The sequence below is a fragment of the Rhodococcus sp. T9N genome, assembly GCF_024436645.1.
Taxonomy (GTDB): Bacteria; Actinomycetota; Actinomycetes; order Mycobacteriales; family Mycobacteriaceae; genus Rhodococcus_F; species Rhodococcus_F qingshengii.
In genome coordinates, this window is sequence record NZ_JAMSKS010000012.1 from 106895 (window position 1) to 123974 (window position 17080).

At 60.3% G+C, this 17080-nt stretch carries 17 protein-coding genes and 1 pseudogene; 6 read left to right on the top strand and 12 right to left on the bottom strand.

Annotated elements, in window-relative coordinates; genetic code table 11:
- Positions 1–3: 3 nt before the first annotated feature.
- Positions 4–711, bottom strand: a complete 708-nt coding sequence (locus M1L53_RS19775) for a TetR/AcrR family transcriptional regulator (RefSeq protein ID WP_007731468.1) — start codon at positions 709–711, stop codon at positions 4–6.
- A gap of 141 nt (positions 712–852) precedes the next feature.
- Here M1L53_RS19775 and M1L53_RS19780 point away from each other — a divergent pair, with 141 nt between their 5' ends.
- Positions 853–1290: a GtrA family protein gene (locus M1L53_RS19780; RefSeq protein WP_020908979.1), complete on the top strand. Its 438-nt coding sequence runs from the start codon at positions 853–855 to the stop codon at positions 1288–1290.
- A 50-nt stretch (positions 1291–1340) separates the two neighbouring features.
- The gene (locus M1L53_RS19785; RefSeq protein ID WP_054187724.1) at positions 1341–2111 is read left to right on the top strand and encodes an ABC transporter permease; all 771 of its coding nucleotides are present in this window, start codon (positions 1341–1343) and stop codon (positions 2109–2111) included.
- A 523-nt stretch (positions 2112–2634) separates the two neighbouring features.
- Here M1L53_RS19785 and M1L53_RS19790 read toward each other — a convergent pair.
- Together M1L53_RS19790 and M1L53_RS19795 are read right to left on the bottom strand one after the other, a co-directional pair.
- A complete protein-coding gene (locus M1L53_RS19790; protein WP_047271111.1) occupies positions 2635–4116 on the bottom strand; it encodes an NAD(P)/FAD-dependent oxidoreductase in 1482 nt (493 codons plus the stop codon).
- 76 nt (positions 4117–4192) lie between these two features.
- Positions 4193–4651 carry a DUF5990 family protein gene (locus tag M1L53_RS19795; protein ID WP_042452701.1) on the bottom strand — a complete coding sequence of 153 codons (459 nt, stop codon included), beginning with the start codon at positions 4649–4651 and terminating at the stop codon, positions 4193–4195.
- Positions 4652–4689: 38 nt separating this feature from the next.
- Between M1L53_RS19795 and M1L53_RS19800 the strand changes: the two genes are divergently transcribed.
- Positions 4690–5844: a lipase family protein gene (locus tag M1L53_RS19800; RefSeq protein WP_054187723.1), complete on the top strand. Its 1155-nt coding sequence runs from the start codon at positions 4690–4692 to the stop codon at positions 5842–5844.
- A gap of 33 nt (positions 5845–5877) precedes the next feature.
- Here the strand turns inward: M1L53_RS19800 and M1L53_RS19805 are convergent, their stop codons facing one another.
- The 4 genes from M1L53_RS19805 to M1L53_RS19820 form a co-directional block, all read right to left on the bottom strand.
- Entirely contained in the window at positions 5878–6210 is a 333-nt protein-coding gene (locus M1L53_RS19805) for a CD225/dispanin family protein (protein ID WP_007731480.1), read from the bottom strand.
- Between the two features lie 179 nt (positions 6211–6389).
- Positions 6390–6956, bottom strand: a complete 567-nt coding sequence (msuE, locus tag M1L53_RS19810) for an FMN reductase (RefSeq protein ID WP_007731485.1) — start codon at positions 6954–6956, stop codon at positions 6390–6392.
- A gap of 8 nt (positions 6957–6964) precedes the next feature.
- Positions 6965–8023 carry an LLM class flavin-dependent oxidoreductase gene (locus M1L53_RS19815; RefSeq protein ID WP_047271106.1) on the bottom strand — a complete coding sequence of 353 codons (1059 nt, stop codon included), beginning with the start codon at positions 8021–8023 and terminating at the stop codon, positions 6965–6967.
- Positions 8024–8034: 11 nt separating this feature from the next.
- Complete coding sequence (locus M1L53_RS19820; protein WP_007731489.1) at positions 8035–8538, bottom strand: MarR family winged helix-turn-helix transcriptional regulator; 504 nt, start codon at positions 8536–8538, stop codon at positions 8035–8037.
- A 158-nt stretch (positions 8539–8696) separates the two neighbouring features.
- Between M1L53_RS19820 and M1L53_RS19825 the strand changes: the two genes are divergently transcribed.
- The gene (locus tag M1L53_RS19825) at positions 8697–10007 is read left to right on the top strand and encodes an HNH endonuclease signature motif containing protein (RefSeq protein ID WP_142006245.1); all 1311 of its coding nucleotides are present in this window, start codon (positions 8697–8699) and stop codon (positions 10005–10007) included.
- A 95-nt stretch (positions 10008–10102) separates the two neighbouring features.
- Here M1L53_RS19825 and M1L53_RS19830 read toward each other — a convergent pair whose 3' ends face one another.
- Complete coding sequence (locus M1L53_RS19830) at positions 10103–11065, bottom strand: sensor domain-containing diguanylate cyclase (protein ID WP_054187720.1); 963 nt, start codon at positions 11063–11065, stop codon at positions 10103–10105.
- Between the two features lie 173 nt (positions 11066–11238).
- On the opposite strand from M1L53_RS19830, the pseudogene M1L53_RS19835 reads away from it, so the two are divergent.
- Positions 11239–12506, top strand: a pseudogene (locus tag M1L53_RS19835) (VWA domain-containing protein).
- A gap of 1 nt (position 12507) precedes the next feature.
- On the opposite strand, the gene M1L53_RS19840 reads toward M1L53_RS19835, so the two are convergent.
- The 4 genes from M1L53_RS19840 to M1L53_RS19855 all read right to left on the bottom strand — a co-directional run bounded on the left by M1L53_RS19840 (position 12508) and on the right by M1L53_RS19855 (position 15912).
- The gene (locus M1L53_RS19840) at positions 12508–13599 is read right to left on the bottom strand and encodes an alpha/beta fold hydrolase (protein ID WP_054187719.1); all 1092 of its coding nucleotides are present in this window, start codon (positions 13597–13599) and stop codon (positions 12508–12510) included.
- Between the two features lie 170 nt (positions 13600–13769).
- The gene (locus tag M1L53_RS19845; RefSeq protein WP_003940303.1) at positions 13770–14396 is read right to left on the bottom strand and encodes a superoxide dismutase; all 627 of its coding nucleotides are present in this window, start codon (positions 14394–14396) and stop codon (positions 13770–13772) included.
- Positions 14389–14961, bottom strand: coding sequence for a flavin reductase family protein (locus M1L53_RS19850; RefSeq protein WP_042451450.1), 573 nt, complete (start codon positions 14959–14961; stop codon positions 14389–14391). Before M1L53_RS19850 ends, M1L53_RS19845 begins: the two co-directional genes overlap by 8 nt.
- A 105-nt stretch (positions 14962–15066) precedes the next feature.
- Positions 15067–15912, bottom strand: a complete 846-nt coding sequence (locus M1L53_RS19855; RefSeq protein WP_007733781.1) for an LLM class F420-dependent oxidoreductase — start codon at positions 15910–15912, stop codon at positions 15067–15069.
- An 88-nt stretch (positions 15913–16000) separates the two neighbouring features.
- Between M1L53_RS19855 and M1L53_RS19860 the strand changes: the two genes are divergently transcribed.
- Positions 16001–16927 carry a bifunctional 2-polyprenyl-6-hydroxyphenol methylase/3-demethylubiquinol 3-O-methyltransferase UbiG gene (locus M1L53_RS19860; protein WP_054187718.1) on the top strand — a complete coding sequence of 309 codons (927 nt, stop codon included), beginning with the start codon at positions 16001–16003 and terminating at the stop codon, positions 16925–16927.
- The last annotated feature ends 153 nt before the right edge of the window (positions 16928–17080 follow it).

Here is a 17080-nt window from a genome sequence, read left to right on the forward strand (position 1 = left end):
GACTCAGCAGTTCTTCCCGGGCGTTGCCTGAAACCGATGAAGGACGTGATCGAGTTGCTCGGAGGACAGCGCCGGCACGGGCAGTTCCCGATGGTCGGTGCGCGACGCGCAGAGTCCGTCGATCATGAACCCGAGTGCGCGGCGGTAAGCCTGAGGGGCCTCGTCGCCACCGAACTTCTGGGCCATCTTGACGACCTGCATGAGAAGTGGAATGTCGTTGACTTCGAAGTCGCTGCGCAGGGTGCCCTGTTCCTTGGCGCGATTGACAAGTACCGCAGTGTGTCGAGCGATCCCGGCGCGCGCGCGAGCGAAGGTGTCGGACGTGAAGCGTCCGTCCATCAGGAGATCGCCGAATCCGCGGTTGTCTGCCATGCGCAGAGAGATCACGTCGAGAAAGTAGACAAGACCTTCCCAGGCGTCGGGCATCTCTCGGGCGGTGGCGGCGATCGTTTCGATCTCGGAACACCGCGTGTCGAACAGTGCCTGGATCAGTTCGTCCTTGCTGGCGAAGCGGCGATAGACGGTGCCGACGCCGACGCCGGCGTGCTTCGCGACGTCTGCCAGCGTGGCGTCGAGTCCTTGGGCAGCGAACACCTCGCGAGCGGAGTTGAGGATGCGCTCGAGGTTGGCCTTGGCGTCGGACCGAAGGCGCGGCTGTGAGCAGTCGGCCGAGGTCCCCGCATGAGAAGCGTCGGGGTGTGTTGTCGGCATCCTCACAGTCTACGGCACTAAGCGGAATGATCGATTCCGTTAGTGCTATATTACTAAGCGGAACGTGTGGTTCCGATTGTCCGTATGAGAGAAGCCGATATGAGCACGTCTGACATCTGGGTCGGGAGCAATCCGATCTCGATGGTGGGTACGCGGAGTGCAGGTTTCGCGGCAACGAGGCTTCGCGCTCTTGCCGGCGACGGCGCCTTTGCCCAGCTCGTTCGTTTTGCCCTCGTCGGCGGAGCCAGCAACATCTTGTACTTTGCCGCTTTTCTGGCGCTGCGCGGTGACGGAGCGCTGGTCGCCAACGCAGTTGGTGCAGTCTTGAGCACCATTCTGGCCAACGAACTGCATCGCCGGCTCACCTTCCATGCCGCGGATCGCGTCAACTGGTTCACCGCGCAGTGGGAAGGCGGTGGACTCGCACTGGTCGGGTTGATCGCCAGTTCTGCCGCCATCAGTGCGCTCGGCTTCCTTCTCCCGGGCGCCGACGGGCTTCTTCAAGCCGGGCTTGTGATCGCCGTGAGCGGAATTGTCGGTGGCCTGCGATTCGTCGCCCTTCGCGGTTGGGTGTTCTGAGCGGTTCTCGAATTCGGATCGGACTCGGCTCGTAGGGAACACTGAGACCCATGAGCCTTTCGATAGCCGACTCCGGCATCCGTCTGGCTGTGCTCTGCATCGTCATGGCACTTGTCGCCACGCTCGTCTACCGATTCACCTATCTCGGTAGCGTTCGGGTGGTCCCCGGTGCCCTCGCTCGTGGCGCTCTTCAGCTGGCTGCGATTTCGTTGATCCTTGCCGCCGCCTTGGCCCACATCTGGTCGGCGCTCCTCGTGCTCGCCGGCGTGTTCGTTGCGGCGTCTTTCACCGCGGCACGACGCTCGAACGCGGGGACGTCCGGAGTTTGGCTGACCATCGCGTTGGCGTCGGGAATCGGTGTGGTTCTGCCACTGATGCTGCTGTCCGGAGTGGTTCCGCTGCAAGGCGTCGCTCTGGTGCCGATCGGCGGCATTGTTCTGGGTGGCGCGATGACTGCAACATCGATGGCAGCCAAACGCGGACTCGACGCCGTCGACGACCGGTACGGGGAAGTGGAAGCAGCACTGAGCCTTGGATTTTCCCAACGCGATGCGCGGTGGGAGGTAGCCCGCACCGCTGCCTCCGATGCTCTGCTGCCTGGAGTCGACCAGACACGCACCGTCGGCCTCGTGACATTGCCCGGAGCCTTTGTCGGTGTGTTGCTCGCGACGGGATCGGCCGTTCAGGCCGGTGCTGTGCAAATTCTTGTATTGGCAGGGTTGTTGTTGGCACAAACCTGCTCGGTGGCCGTGGCGTTGGAACTCGTCGCCCGCGGTTTCGTCTTTCGAGGTCAAGCTGTCAGGCCTGCGCGAGTTCGTTGATCTTGTCGCTGCGAAGGACGCGGCCGGGAAGATCGGGGGTGTTTGCCGCGAGGGTGATCATTGCCCTGCCGATGTTTTCACTGGTGGTCACGCTGCTGGGCCACACCCTGCGTAAGAGTGGGTGGAGAGGCACGGAGATTTGATACGACCGTGTCGATTCGTGAATCGTCCATGTATTCGACCAGCACTCGGTTGCCGACCATCACAACGGAACGGACTGGAGATCATCCGGCCGGAATGGCCAACTGAACGCTTGACCTGCAATTATGAGTCCATTTTGATCCGACTCGCGACTAAAGTCCCTACAAACCGGCTGGACGGTTGGCTGAAAATAGTTTTATGGACGAAGGAGTTGATGAAATACACGTTCTCGGATCGGAGTCCGCCGGTCGAATGGTAGAGGCGTCGGCGATCATCGTTCTCGGTGCGCTCTGTGCAGTAGTCGCAGGTTCGGGTGTGTTCTTTGTCGTCGGATCGATTGGTGGCTTCGCCCGATTGCTCTACCTGGTTGTTCGTGGTCCGCTCAACTCTTGCTCGGTACCGGTGTCGAATGTCGAGCTGGCGCCTTCGAGAACGTCATGTGGTCGTTGATGCTCCCGAACGTCGAGTGAAGACGATCAAGGATGTAGTTCTGACGCATGTTCCACGGTGACTTCGATCCCTGCTTCGGGAACTGTTCCACAGCGCGCATGACGTACCCCGACGCCAGGTCCAGGATCGGCCGCTGGTCCATCTCTTCGCTCGCGTGCGGCACGCACTTCGAATAGCCGCGCTTGTCCATCTCCGTCAGCAGTCGGCAGACGTACATCGACGTGAGATCTGCTCGCAGAGTCCACGAGGCGTTGGTGTAGCCGACGCACATCGCGAAGTTCGGTACGTCGCTGATCATCATGCCCTTGTAGACGTAACGATCACCGAGGGTGACGGGTTCGCCGTCCACTTCGATCGACATCCCGCCGCACGCTTCCATCTTCAATCCTGTTGCAGTGACGATGATGTCAGCTTCGAGTTCGCGACCTGACGCGAGACGAATTCCAGTCTCGGTGAAAGTGTCGATGCGATCGGTCTCGATCGAGGCCTTGCCGGATCGGAGGGCTTTGAACAAATCGCCGTCCGGTACGACGCACAAGCGTTGATCCCAGGGATCGTAGGTGGGTGTGAAGTGAGGATCGAGTGGGATCTCTTCCGGGAGTTGGCGACTGATCGCGAGGTTCAGCAACCGCTTTGCACGCGCTGGACTGCGCCGGCACAGTTGATAGAAACTCAGGTTCACTACGATGCTCTTCCATCGAGCGATGCTGTGCGCGAGTTGATTCGGCAATACTGCGCGGATGGTGTCCGATACCTTGTCGCTGGACGGCAGAGCCAGAATGTATGTCGGTGATCGCTGGAGCATGGTGACATGGCTCGCGTCGCGCGACATCGTGGGGACCAAAGTGACTGCGGTGGCGCCGCTTCCGATCACAACGATCTTCTTGTCGGAGTAATCGAGATCCTCGGGCCAGAACTGCGGGTGCACTACGTCGCCGCTGAATGATTCACGTCCAGGGAAGTCGGGGGTGTATCCGCCTTCGTAGCTGTAGTAACCACTGCACAGATAGAGGAAGTTGCAGGTCAGGGTTTCATCTTCGTCACCGGTCGTGACAGTGACCGTCCACGTCGAGTCCGCTGACGACCATGATGCGGCCGTCACCTTCCGGTTGTACCGAATCTTCTTGTCGATCCCGTTCTCTCGCGCGGTGTCGCGCACGTACCGGAGGATCGAATCACCGTCGGCGATTGCTTTGGCATCTGTCCACGGCCGAAACGGGTAGCCGAGCGTGAACATGTCGGAATCCGATCGGATGCCAGGGTATTTGAAGAGGTCCCAGGTTCCGCCACTGTTCGCACGGGCCTCGAGGATTGCGTACGACTTGCCGGGAAGCTCGGTCTGGAGTCGATACGCAGCACCGATGCCGGACAAGCCGGCGCCGACGATCAGGACATCGAGGTGTTCGGTGCTCATCAGTTCGGACTCCGTATCGATCGTGTGGCGCCACCGGGCAGACTAAGTGTTCGATCTCCACACTACTGAACGATGCTCAGTAAGGCGAGGATGACCATGTGATCGTCGGCGGTCGGATAGCCGCACACAGTGGTTTACCTGCGGCGTCGGTGAGGCCGAGGTCTCCGTGGAGCATGCCGGAAGCGTCGGCCTCCTCGGCGATGTGCTCGGGGATCGCGTCGAGCATCAGCTTTGCGCGCCGAAACATCTCGAACGTCTGGTCATCGGATACCGTCACCCAGGACAGGTAGATGAAGCGTCCGCGAGGTGGACCCTGGATGTATGGACCGAGTAAGTCCCAGGCACCGGACTTTCGCTCCAGACTCGCTGTCAGTTCCCATCGCACTGTCTCGGTATCTCCCGGTACGAGGTCGAGGATTTCGTGTGGCTTGCCTCGGCGCTGAACGCCGACGTGGATGTTGCTGCGCTCTTCGAAGGTTGCGGTTTCGGAACACTCACGTCCGGGCAGGCTGTGACCGGTGATGATGATCTGCATATCGACATCATGCTCTGCATAGGTCGGGAGGGGTTGGCGTGGTGAGTCGTTCGGGTAGAACCTTTGTTGCGGCCGTGGTGGCGAGCATTCTGTTGTCGGGTCTCGGGTGGGGGTCAGGTGTTGCAGTGGCGACGGCGGACGAACCGGAAGTCGCGGGCGCGCTGGAGTCCTATGGCGAACTCTCGGCCGCAGTGTTTCCGGTCGGCGCCGGTGAGACGCAGCGGGTCGTCTATCGAACTCTGCGTACCGCTGACAGATGGGGAGAGTCGTCAGGGTCCGTGTTTCTGCCGGAAGGCGCCCCACCGGCGGGCGGTTGGCCCGTCATCTCCTATGCCCACGGAACTTTGGGCAGTGCGGATCAGTGTGCACCCTCGTCGACCGGATTCGGTCCGGGCGAGATCGAACCGATCGAACGCTGGTTGGAGCAGGGGTACGCGGTGGTCGCTACCGACTACTCGGGAGTTGGTACCGACGGGGTGCTGGCCTATCTCGACGGACATGCCGCCGGGGCGAATGCCGTCGACATCGTGCGGGCCGCGCACGAGTTGTACGGCAATGTGCTGAGTCCGCGGTGGATGGTCGCGGGTTTGTCCGAAGGTGGTCATGCGGCGTACTTCGCGGGACACGATGCCGCCACTCGTGCACCGGAATTGGATTTCCGTGGCTCGGTTGTCGTCGCAGGCCCCACACACATGGAAGGGCTGTTTCCGTTGGGCGGCCCGCTGTTTCCCGACATCGGTATCACCGGGCTGGTGGGATATGCGCTGTACGTCCTGGCTGGGATCGACGATCAACGACCCGAAGAGAACATTCGCGAGGTTCTCTCGCCGCAGGGGATCGAGTGGATGGAAAAGGCTCGGACACTGTGCGCTGGAGATCTCGGCCGACACATTCGAGCCGAACGAATCCAGTTGAGCTCGTTGTTTTCTCGGTCGGTATGGACGCCGCGCATGTACGACCTGTTCCGCGAGATGATGCAGGTGCCGGTCGACGGCTACGACCGTCCACTGCGCGTGGTGCAGAGCGTGTCGGACACAACGGTTCCTGTCGCCCTTACCTGGGCGCAACTGGTCGACATGCGTTCGCGGGGAACGCAGTTCGAGTATCAAGAACTCGCCGGAATCAGCCACGGTCAAACGACGGTCGCTTCGATGGACCAGACCATGGAGTTCGTCGATCGATTGATGAGGTGATGTCCTGGTGGTGTGGTTGTCCAGGGTGGCTGTTCAGCGCATACGCCGCGGACCGTAATCGTGGCCACCGTTGGCGAACCACACGATTGCCGCAATCGCGTACAGGATGCAGACCAGGAGTAGTAGGCCGCCTGCGATCCACAGCGAGATCTGACCGAGCCGTTTCACTCGATCGGACGCATACCGCGACCCGGCCACATCGCCGTCAGCCCACAGCGGATACACGTTGAAGGCGTGCGTGAAAGCGGAGAAGGAAAGCGGCCAGAAGAACAGCAGCGAGACCACTGCCCAGCCCGCATTGACGGGTGGTCGAATCGGGTGCTGAGGAACGGATTGCTGGACAGTGGGTTGATCCGGGGTGGTCATGGGGGCTCCTGACATGAGGTGGCCCTTTCGACGCTACTGCGATGGAGCTGAAGAATCACTGAAAAACGGTGTTCGGTGATGCGATGTGGATCAGCGGCGTAAGTGTGCTGGATCAGCCGCATTGCCAGTCGTGACCGCTGGTGGTGGTTCCGGGTCATTGCTGTGCAGACGAGGGGCGTTCACGTCAGCGCAACTCGATGCCGCTCCGCGAGCATCCTCGCTACCGGCAGGACGTCCTTTGCTGCCATCTCGATACGTTCGAATACCTCGGGATTGAGGATGGTCGTTCCGTCGAAATCACCTGAGCTGAGATAGATTCCGACCGGAGCGGTCAGCGCTTGGAAGAAAGCGAACAGTGGCCGCAGGGCATGATCCAACACGAGAGCATGGCGGTCGCTACCACCTGTAGCGGCAAGAATCACCGGAGTGTTGGCAAGCGCGTACTGGTCGACGAGATCGAAAAAATGCTTGAACATTCCCGTGTACGAACCGCGGAACACCGGTGACGCCGCGATGACGATATCGGCGGACTCGACTGCTGCCAGCGCTTCGGCGGTCACTGAGTCGACGTGATCGCGATCCAGAGCAGATGCAAGACCTGGAATCAGATCCACGATCTCGAAAACTCGTGTGTCGATCTGCTCGAAGTCTCCCAAGGTTTCGACGATCAGGTCGACGAGGGCACGAGTCTTGGAGGGTTTTTGGAGATTGCCGACAACGGCAACAATTTTGAGCGGTGTGCTCATCGAAACTCCTATTCTTGGGACGACTTCAGTGATTCGATTTCCTTACGCACAACGGGGGCTACTTCGGTGCCGAGGATCTCGATCGCACGCAGCATGTCCTTCTGTGGCACGTTGCCGAACCCCATCTGGATCATGATGCGGTCATGATGGAACAGTTCGTACTGCGCCATCGTCTTGTCGATGATTTCCTGCGGGCCGCCGAGGAAGAACGCACCCGCGGTGGTTGCCTGCGCTTCATATGCCCTGCGGGGCATGGGAACTCCGTTTCCGCGCTGATGATGATTCTGCATCCACCCGGCCTGGAAGTACGGGTACGACGTGTCGAGTGCTGTTTGCTTCGAGGTATCGACAAATCCTGGCGAAGCAATCGAGACAGCCAGTTTCTTCGGATCGTGTCCGAACTCCGCTGCAGCCCTGCGGTATAGATCGACGAACGGTTCGAACTGTTGGTAACTTCCACCGATGATGGCCAGTGAGAGGGGCAGGCCCAGTTTCGCGGCACGGACGACAGAGGCCGGAGTACCTCCGACTGCGATCCACACCGGAATCTGACGGTCCGGGCGGGGCGTCACGTCACCGTCGATCAGTGGTGGGCGAAGTTGTCCTTCCCAGTTGATCGGGTTTTCGTCGCGCAGTTTCAGTAGTAGATCAAGCTTTTCGGCGAAGAGTTCGTTGTACTGGGACAAGTCGTACCCGAAGAGCGGAAATGACTCCGTGTACGAACCTCGGCCGGCAATGATCTCGGCACGGCCTTCGGAAAGCAGGTCGACTGTCGCGAACTGTTGGAACACACGTACGGGATCGTCGGAACTGAGTACGGTTACGGCGCTGGACAGCTTGATGTTGTCGGTAGCCTGAGCCATTGCCGCGAGCACAACGGCAGGGGCTGAGACTGCGAAGTCGGTGCGATGGTGCTCGCCGACGCCGAAGACATCGAGTCCAACCTGATCGGCAACGGTTGCCTGCTCCACCAAATGACGAAGGTGGACACCGGGATTCATCATCGCGCCGGTGGTGGGATCTGGGGTGAGTTCACCGAAATGGTAGACGCCCAATTCGAAAGCCATGTTGTTTCTCGCTATCTGTTCGTGGGGGTGATGGAAAGCTGTTCTACGTGCGCATCGCATGCGCCGCCTTGATTCGTGTGATGTGTGGCAAGTCGGGAGAAGAAGCGTTCGAGCACCGGAAGCTCCTCGGTTTCAATGAGATCGGAGAAGTATTCGGCGATCCCTCGCGTGTGTATGGCGGACGCTTTTCGAAGCGTCTTCTTGCCCGCAGGCGTCATCGATACCGTCACGACGCGTCGATCGTTGTCCGGTCTAACGCGCTCCACTAATCCGGCCTCGACCAATCGATCGACGACGCGCGTCACGCCACTGGTGGTGACCAGGACCAGTTCGGCCAGATCGCCCATTCGGATCGTGTTTCCCGGAGCTTCGTGCAGTCGGAGCAGAACGTCGTACTGGCCAAGGGTGAGCCCGGTGGTGGTTCGAAGATCCGCCTCCATCTTGCCGAGGATGACGCTGTGGGAGACGACGAGGTCGCGCCACACACGACCACGTACGTGTTCATCCGTTGTCATCGGTGACGCCCTCCATTTATTTGCGACCGCAAGTATTGCTTACTCAAATAATACGCGTGCGACCGTCGAACTATTCCCTGCTCTTATTTGCGCTGGTAGCGAGGTATTGACTCGAACGCATGTTCGAGTATTGTTTGGGGAGGGGATCGGGGGATTCAATGAGTGTCTTGTTGTCGGACGTGGTGTCGGGTTCTGCGGTGGGGTTACGCGGACGCCTGTGGCGGTTGACTGCTGCCGAGTTGCGTGCTGCTGCTGTCGAGGCGAGTGCGGAGATTCTGCGCCTGGAAGCCGTTCGAGTGGCTGTGGTGGACGAGTTGTCGTTGCGCCCGGATGATCAGGTGATTGCGAGCCGCGGGGTGGGTGCGTGGTTGGCGGCGAACACGATGCTGCAGGTTCGGGACGGGAAGAAGATCGCCGCGTTGGGTGCGGCGTTGCGGCCGTTTCCTGCGGTGGCGGCTCGGTTCGATGGCGGGGATTGTTCGTTCGATCATGCCGTGTTGATCGTGGCGTTCTGTGAATCACCACCGAAGGGCATGCCGGAGGAAGCGCTCCCTCGCTGTATCGATTTGTTGTTGGCTGCCGCGTCCGGAGTGGAAGCGACAACCACGAAAGTGCGGAACGTGATCGCGACGTTAGAGCGCATTTTCGAATCGGATGAGATTCCGCCCGCCGAGGATGTGGATCGGAATGAGTTGCGGATCGCGTCGACGTTGAACGGTCGGGTGGTGGTGCGTGGGGATTTCGATGCCCTCACCGGTGAAATGTTGTTGTCGGCGTTGTCGAATCTGACGATGCCGACCCCGGCACCGGATGGGACGCCGGATTCTCGGTCGGCGGCGAAACGGACGGCGGACGGGTTCACGGAACTGATCCGCCGGTATCTCGATTGCGCTAAGACCGGTACCGATGGTGGGCAGCGTCCGCATGTGAACGTTCACATCAATGCTCGGGATCTGGCGGAGCATCGGGATTGTGCCGCACAGTCTTCGGATTCGGGTGATGACGACTCTCTGGACCTGGCCGATCTTGATGTCGGGCACATGCCCTGGCTCGGACCACTGTCCGTATCGCAGACCAGGCTTCTCGGGTGTGATTGTTTCCTGTCGACCGTTCTGCTCGACGATCACGGCGCGCCCTTGGATGCGAAACCAGGAAAGAGGTTGGTCACCGCCGAACAGCGAGTGGCGTTGATCGCCCGGGACAGAGGCTGCGCGTTCCCGGGCTGCACGTGCGTACCCGCGTGGACCGATGCGCACCACATTAAGCACTGGGCGAACGGTGGCCCGACGGTGATGAACAACCTGGTCCTGCTGTGCCGTTCACATCACCGGTTGATGCACCGAAAATCCGGGTTCGTCGGGAAATGGGAAATCCGGATCGGTGTCGACAACAAGCCGTGGTTCATCCCGCCGCCCTCGATCGACCCCGGACAGCAACCCAGGCCGGCGAACACCACCTTCAAAACCTGAGAGGTCAAACCTCTTTGGCGACAACAGAACACGGACCGAGCACCGCATCGAAGGGATCCTCCGATGCGGTGCCAACCGGCCGTGGAGGAGTCGAATCAGTGCTTCGAGCGCTTGTGGCGGTACATCTCCGCATCGGCCGTATCCCAAGTCTCGGAAAGGCTTTGGGTCATGGAAAAGTCGGCTCGACCGATCGAACAACAGACGTCGGCATTCCGGAACGCCTTCTCCAAACACTCGAGCAGGTAGTCGACGGCGTGCGGCTGTGTATCGGGCAGAGCGATTCCGAACTCGTCTCCGCCCAACCGTGAAACCACCGCACCAGGGTGCGCGCACGCTGCCAAGATCTTGCCGGCCCTTTGAACGTATTCGTCGCCCGCGGCGTGGCCGAGTTCGTCGTTGATGGTCTTCATGCCGTCCAGATCGACGATGATGATAGCTCCCGGATCGGCGAATTGGCGGTACCGAGTTTGCTCGGCCTCGAGGATGCGATTCCACCCGCGCCGATTGAGAAGACCTGTCAACGGGTCGGTCTCGGCATCGAGTTGCGCAGTTTCGGCCAGTCGGACTGACTGCGCGCGCTGATAGTCGACATCGAGAATGGTTCCGAGAAGTCGGCACAGGAGATTGAGGAGGGCTAGGTTGTCCTCGAGTGCGGAGTCGCCCGCACTCGGGTCGGCGCCACACAGAGTGCCGAAGAGACTGCCGTCGTTGTGGAGGATTGGGATGCTGACGTATGCGCCAATGCCTTCCCACCTGCCATCACGGGACAGTGCGCGCACGAGCGCGCGATTCGATGAGACTGGCGGCGCATTTCCGAGTACCACCTCGCTGCACATGGTGTTTGGCCAAGCCCGGGTCTCGCCGACTTCGATGTGAAGTGGGTTGGGTGAGACGGTGAGAAAGATTTGATTGGACCCGTCGAACCGCGTGATCGACCACAGTGCCAGCGGAAGATATTCGTCGAGGTAGGACACGACCGAGCGACTTGCGTCGTCGAAATTCGTCAGAGGTGGCAAGAGTGGCAACATCGGGATGGTGCGCGTCTGGCCGTGCGGCATTTTGACCTCCTGATCGACCCTAGGATTCTGTCGATGTTCAGGCTCTTGGTTCCGCGTGCGACAAATCGTCCACGAACAGTCTGCCTCGAGAATCCTCGCGATTGCTGAAAGTGTGCTGTGATTCTTCCGACCGCGGGGCCGTGGATTCTTTGGTGGCCAGCTAATCTTCCGGTATGGAGCTGGCGCGTGGAGCGAACACAGTCGTTGAGGGAACTTCGCTGAAGGTGGCGGTGAACGGTAGCGCCCCGGGCACGGTAGACCTGATGGTGTTCCAGCTCGACGAACGGAACAAAGTACGGGACGACGCAGATTTGTCTTCTTCAATCAGCCGGTCTCACCCGAAGGCGCGGTGCGCTTGGAGTCCGGCGGCGTCATCGAAATCGACATTGCGAGGTTGCCCGCTGACATCCATCAGCTGAGTGTTGCCGTGGCACTTGATGCGGCGGCAAACGGAACCCTGTCTGCTGTCGGGGGCCTTGGGGTCGTGGTGGAGCAGGTTGGTTCCACCGCCATCGTGGCTCAGGCTTTGGGGTTGACGAGTGAGAGGGCAGCGGTTCTCGTCGAGATCTATCGCCGCGGCACGGGCTGGAAGCTGCGAAACGTGTCAGCTGGCTGGGACAGCGGATTGGCGGACCTGGTAACAGCATTCGGCGTTTCGGTCGACGAGGAACCGCCGGCTCGACCCGCCGGCTCTGCTGAATCGACAGGCGGTATCCGGACCGTGCCCGACGAAGCCAAACTCTCCATGGTGAAGCGGGAGAAGCTGGACCTCCGAAAGCGCGAAGTGGCCAAGGTCCTGCTGACCAAGGGTGGCAACGGAATTCGGGCACGGGTGGTCCTGGTGATCGACAAAACCGGAAGTATGGCCAAGCAGTACCGCACCAGAGTGGTGCATCGTGTTGTCGAACGCATGATTCCCGTTGCGATCCAACTCGATGACGACGGCAAGCTGGAGCCGTACTTGTATGCAGTCAGCTTCGTCAAACTTCCCGAGATCTCTGTCCATGACGCGGAAGAGTGGTCGGATACCTACCTGCACTTGCGCGGCTCGCACGGCGGATTCAACTACGACAAGATCGGCGCCGCAAATCGTGAAGTGCCGATCATGACTGAGATTCTTTCCGGACTGACACGTGGTTCCGCGCCGACGCTCGTCCTGTTCTTCACCGACGGAGGCTTCAGCGAGCGCAAGGAAATCACGAAATTGATGCGCGAAGCGTCTGGGCTCCCGGCCTTTTGGCAGTTCGTCGGAATCGGCAAGGCCAACTACGGAGTGCTGGAGAAGCTCGACGACCTCGACGGCAGGGTGGTCGACAATGCCGGATTCTTCGCGCTGGACGACATCGACACCGTCGACGACGCCCAGTTGTACACCCGTTTGCTGAGTGAATTCCCGGATTGGCACAAGGCAGCTGTAGCCGCGGGCATCACAACGCCGTGATTTAGCTGGTCGAAACCAACTGCGGTGCATTCTCTTTCAAGAATTCGTCGATGTGCGCCCAGGTGGAGTCTCTCGCGGTGGGGCCGGCAACGAGCCCGAGGTGACTTCCCGGCGCCTTCTCGAACCGGACCGACGGCGCGCCGGTGAGGACCGACGTGATTGCTTCCACCGAAGCGATGGGTGCAATCACGTCAGTGGTGCCGCCGATCGCGAGAACGGGAACGCTCAGAGCTGACAGTTTGATCTCGCGTCCGGCAAGCGTGACGGCGTCGTTGTAGAGATTGTTGCCGAGCATGAGTTGTTCGCAGATCTGCTGAAAAGCCTTGCCAGGGTATCCAGGCATGGCTGCCATGAACTTGTCTATCGATTCCATGCGAGCCAGTGTCTCGGTGTTGTGGAGGTTGCGCATGATGAACCATGGCTTGAGAACTTCGCGCTGCAACGCCGTCACCTTGTAACTCGCCTGAACGAGTGGAGCAGGTAGTCCGCCGACAAGATTGGTCGCGGACGTGAGTGGGGTGTCGCCCGTGTATTTGCCGATCAGCCTCAAGGGGCTGATAGCGGGAATCTTCGTGTAATCGATTGGCGTTCCGATTGCCGTGATCGATGCGATCGGCAGGTCGGAGTGAGCGGAGCCCGTGAGCAGAGACATGGTCCCGCCGAGGCTCCACCCGATCAGCGAAACCGGTGCGCCGTCATGTAGGTCCGAGATCGTACGGATCGCTTCCGGGATGATGTCGTCGACCCAGGCCTCGAAACCCATCCCGCGGTCGGAGTACCGCATGGTCCCGTAGTCGAGGAGGTAGGGCGTGTTCGCCCCATCCAGTAGGTGCGCGGCGAGGCTTTGGCCCGCACGAAGGTCGTAACAGTCGGCTGAAACCGCGAGGGGCGGTACGAGGAGAACCGGATTACCTCTTGGCCTCCACAATGCGCCGACGCGATACAGATCGCGGTGTGGACCTTCGCTGATCAGTACGGACGGGGTGCGTTCGGTCTTCTCGACACCGTCGCCGAACGAGAGTCCCCATGCATTGCGCGCTGCGGTGTCCAGCGTCGGACGCCATGTCGCGATCAAACCACTGATATCGAGCACTGGTTCCCCTCGGAGTCGAATCGGCGGACGGCCGAGTCAGCCGCGCTCGGTGTATGTTACCTGCCTTCACATACATCGATCTCGGGGGTGTAAAAACCCAGCTCGGCAACGGAGCCACCGTGCCGAGCTGGGGTGATCGGGGTGAAGCGGCAGTGATCAGGTAGGGACGATCAGGCGGGGACGATCAAGCCGGTCGAGGCTGTGGCCGTCGCGTATCGCTGTGCAACGTCTTCCCAGTTGATGACGTTCCAGTAGGCCTTAACGTAGTCGGCCTTGACGTTCTTGTACTGCAGGTAGAAAGCGTGCTCCCACATGTCGAGCATGAGCAACGGAACGATACCGATGCTGATGTTGCCTTGCTGGTCGGTGAGCTGCTCGATGACCAGGCGCTGCCCGACCGTGTCGTAGGCCAGTACCGCCCAGCCGGACCCCTGCAAAGTGGTTGCTACAGCGGAGAAGTGGTTGACGAATGCGTCGAAGGTGCCGAAGTGCTCGTCGATTGCGGCTGCCAACTCGCCCTCTGGCCGCTCACCGCCGTTGGGGGAGAGGTTCTTCCAGAAGATGGAGTGATTGGTGTGGCCGCCGAGGTGGAAGGCGAGGTTCTTGCTGAGCAGCGGCGCCTTCGCGGTGATCGTGCCGTCTTCGCGCGCAGCAGCCAACTGCTCGATTGCGCTGTTGGCGCCCGCCACGTACGTGGCGTGGTGCTTGCTGTGGTGCAGTTCCATGATCTCGCCGGAGATGTGCGGTTCGAGAGCGGCGTAGTCGTAATCCAGTTCGGGGAGAACGTATTCAGTCATGTGACATGCCTTCCTTTGAGGAAATGTTGTGAGTCGAGAGATTTCGATAGGTTCGATTGTGATAGACGAGCGGCGCTGACATGTGCTGCGGATCGATGACGTCGACGACGCGTGCAGTGACGATCACTGCGGCGCCACATGTAGTGGCATTCAAGGGAACCGCACGCAGGGCGTGGCCTGTCCCATGCAGGAACGGTTCACCCGTCGAGAGAAACGACCAGGGCATATCGTCTCCGAAGCGCACAGCGCCGCGGGTTGCGAACGTGGAAGCCAGTCGTTCGTTCGCCGAATTTGCCAGGTGAACAACAAAACTGCGGGCGGAAGCGATGACGCTCGCAGAGCCTCGCAACGACTGCAGTGAAAACGCCAGAACTGCAGGATCGGCGCTGATCGAGATCACCGACGATGACGTGATGCCGGCCGGGCCGTCATCGCCCGTTGCGGTGATGATCGAGACGCCGGCGGGATGGTTCCGGAACGCCTCGACGAAGGAGTTTCGGATGGACGGCTCCGCATCAACAGAGTCGTCCGAAACAGATTGGGTGCCAACCAGTTTTGTGGTCACTCCTCGCCCCTCTTCTGTCTCGGGTTTTGCTGCCGTTGCACTGTCTTGTGCAATACCGACGTTAAAACCTCGAGTGCAGTTGAGGTCAAGATGCTGTGGCGGACCTCACCGTCCGAGCTTGGCTGCCAGGCGTTCCATGTATCCGACAACCTCTTCGGGGCTCTTGTCCGGAGTGCCGAACATTGCTTCGGTGACACCGATGTCTTCCCAGTGGGCGAGCTTCTCCGAATCGGGTTTGCCTGCCAGGACGGTTATTTCAGGCTCGCCGACTCTACCTGCTTCGGCCCAGATCTTTCGGAGCAGTTCCACGTTTCCGTCGATCTCCTGCTCGATGGGTGTGGTGATCCACCCGTCGGCAGACTTTGCGATCCACTTGAAAGTCTTCTCGTTGCCGCCGCCGCCCAAGAGGATGGGAGGACGGGGCTTCTGAACTGGTTTGGGCCACGCCCAGCTGGGTCCGTACTTCACGAATTGGCCGTCGTACGACGCTTCTTCCTTCGACCACAGTTCGCCCATGGCTTCGAGATACTCGCGGAGTGCGGTCCGGCGTTTGTTGGGCGGTACGCCGTGGTCGGCGAGTTCCTCTGCATTCCAGCCGAATCCGACGCCGAAGACCACGCGTCCGCCGGAAAGATGGTCCAGCGATGCGATGGTTTTCGCGAGAGTGATCGGATCGTGTTCGAGGGGGAGGGCCACGGAGGTGCCCAATCGGATGGTGTTCGTGACCGACGCGGCGGTGCCGAGGGCAACCCAGGGGTCGAGTGTGCGCATGTAACGGTCGTCGGGCAATTCGGCCGACTGGGTTCCGGGGTGATCGGAATCCCTCGAGACGGGGATGTGAGTGTGCTCCGGAACGTAAAAGGCGTCGAATCCATTCGCCTCCGCAGCCTTTGCTGCATCGGCAGGGCGGATGCCGCGATCACTGGTGAACAGGCTGAGTCCGTAGCGCACTGGTTCTCCTTCGATGGTCCGTCGAAAAACTGTAACCTGTTGCATCTTCGTTCGGATAGGTTTCCAGCCCAGTAAATCGATTGCCGACGTGACCGGGGACGTGGTGAACTCGGGCGGACTTGTTGTGGGTCGAGAAGTGGATGCAGTAGAGGTGGATGCAGTAGTGATGGATGCAGCGGAGATGAATCGGTTGTCGTGGAATGCGGCGACCGTCGCTCACAACAGTCACAAAGGAGACCAGGCACAGTTCTTTCGCAACGGCGGGTCGACCTTGTATCCGGAAGAACTGGCGCTGCTCGGCGAGATCGACGGCTCCTCGATTCTTCATCTGCAGTGCAATTCCGGTCAGGATTCGTTGAGTTTGGCCGCTCTCGGTGCCGCGGTGACCGGCGTCGACATCGCGGATTCCGCGATCGACTTCGCCCGAACCTTGTCCGCGGAATCCGGAATTGCCGCCGATTTCGAGCGTGCCGATGTATCTGCGTGGCTCCGCGCTGCTGCCGCTGGCCAGAGAAAGTTCGACCGAGTCTTTTCTTCGTACGGAACGGTGATCTGGTTACCCGATCTCGACGAGTGGGCCGAGGGGATTGCCGGTGTTCTGGCGCCGAACGGTCGATTCGTTCTGGTGGAGTTTCATCCGTTTGCCATGTGTTTCGACGAGAGGTGGTCGCTGACATACCCGTACGGAGGCGGGACTCCCGTGACCGAACCCCGTGGCGTGGGCGACTACGTGGCAGATTCGGCCGATCTCGTCTTGCCAGGCGCTGAGGGAAAAGGAGTCGAGAACTTCGAAAATCCTTTCCCCTCATGTGAATTCAACTGGTCCATTTCCGAGGTGCTAGGAACTTTGCGGCGCGCCGGATTGACGCTCGAGTCTTTCGACGAGTACCCGTACGCCAACGGTTGGCAAGGATTCGAGGAGATGGCTGAACTCGGCGGCAAGCGTTGGGGAGTCCCGGCCGGACGACCCGAGATCCCGCTCATGTATTCGCTGTCGGTTCGCTTGGCCGACTGACGCCTATTTCCCCCGCATTTGCGGGTAATTGCAGACACAGGTAGTAATTACCCCCATGCCCTCGACGCCACTGACACGACGCATCGCCGTCGACCTGTGCCGTCTTGGTGCCAATTGCTGTTGCTGTTGATTCCTTCCGACTCTCCTGAGTGA

Excerpts from the sequence above, each read along its gene's own strand:
- M1L53_RS19775 (WP_007731468.1), bottom strand. The coding sequence starts at position 711 with ATGCCGACAACACACCCCGACGCTTCTCATGCGGGGACCTCGGCCGAC.
- M1L53_RS19780 (WP_020908979.1), top strand. The coding sequence starts at position 853 with ATGGTGGGTACGCGGAGTGCAGGTTTCGCGGCAACGAGGCTTCGCGCT.
- M1L53_RS19785 (WP_054187724.1), top strand. The coding sequence starts at position 1,341 with ATGAGCCTTTCGATAGCCGACTCCGGCATCCGTCTGGCTGTGCTCTGC.
- M1L53_RS19790 (WP_047271111.1), bottom strand. The coding sequence starts at position 4,116 with ATGAGCACCGAACACCTCGATGTCCTGATCGTCGGCGCCGGCTTGTCC.
- M1L53_RS19795 (WP_042452701.1), bottom strand. The coding sequence starts at position 4,651 with ATGCAGATCATCATCACCGGTCACAGCCTGCCCGGACGTGAGTGTTCC.
- M1L53_RS19805 (WP_007731480.1), bottom strand. The coding sequence starts at position 6,210 with ATGACCACCCCGGATCAACCCACTGTCCAGCAATCCGTTCCTCAGCAC.
- msuE (WP_007731485.1), bottom strand. The coding sequence starts at position 6,956 with ATGAGCACACCGCTCAAAATTGTTGCCGTTGTCGGCAATCTCCAAAAA.
- M1L53_RS19815 (WP_047271106.1), bottom strand. The coding sequence starts at position 8,023 with ATGGCTTTCGAATTGGGCGTCTACCATTTCGGTGAACTCACCCCAGAT.
- M1L53_RS19820 (WP_007731489.1), bottom strand. The coding sequence starts at position 8,538 with ATGACAACGGATGAACACGTACGTGGTCGTGTGTGGCGCGACCTCGTC.
- M1L53_RS19825 (WP_142006245.1), top strand. The coding sequence starts at position 8,697 with ATGAGTGTCTTGTTGTCGGACGTGGTGTCGGGTTCTGCGGTGGGGTTA.
- M1L53_RS19830 (WP_054187720.1), bottom strand. The coding sequence starts at position 11,065 with ATGCCGCACGGCCAGACGCGCACCATCCCGATGTTGCCACTCTTGCCA.
- M1L53_RS19845 (WP_003940303.1), bottom strand. The coding sequence starts at position 14,396 with ATGACTGAATACGTTCTCCCCGAACTGGATTACGACTACGCCGCTCTC.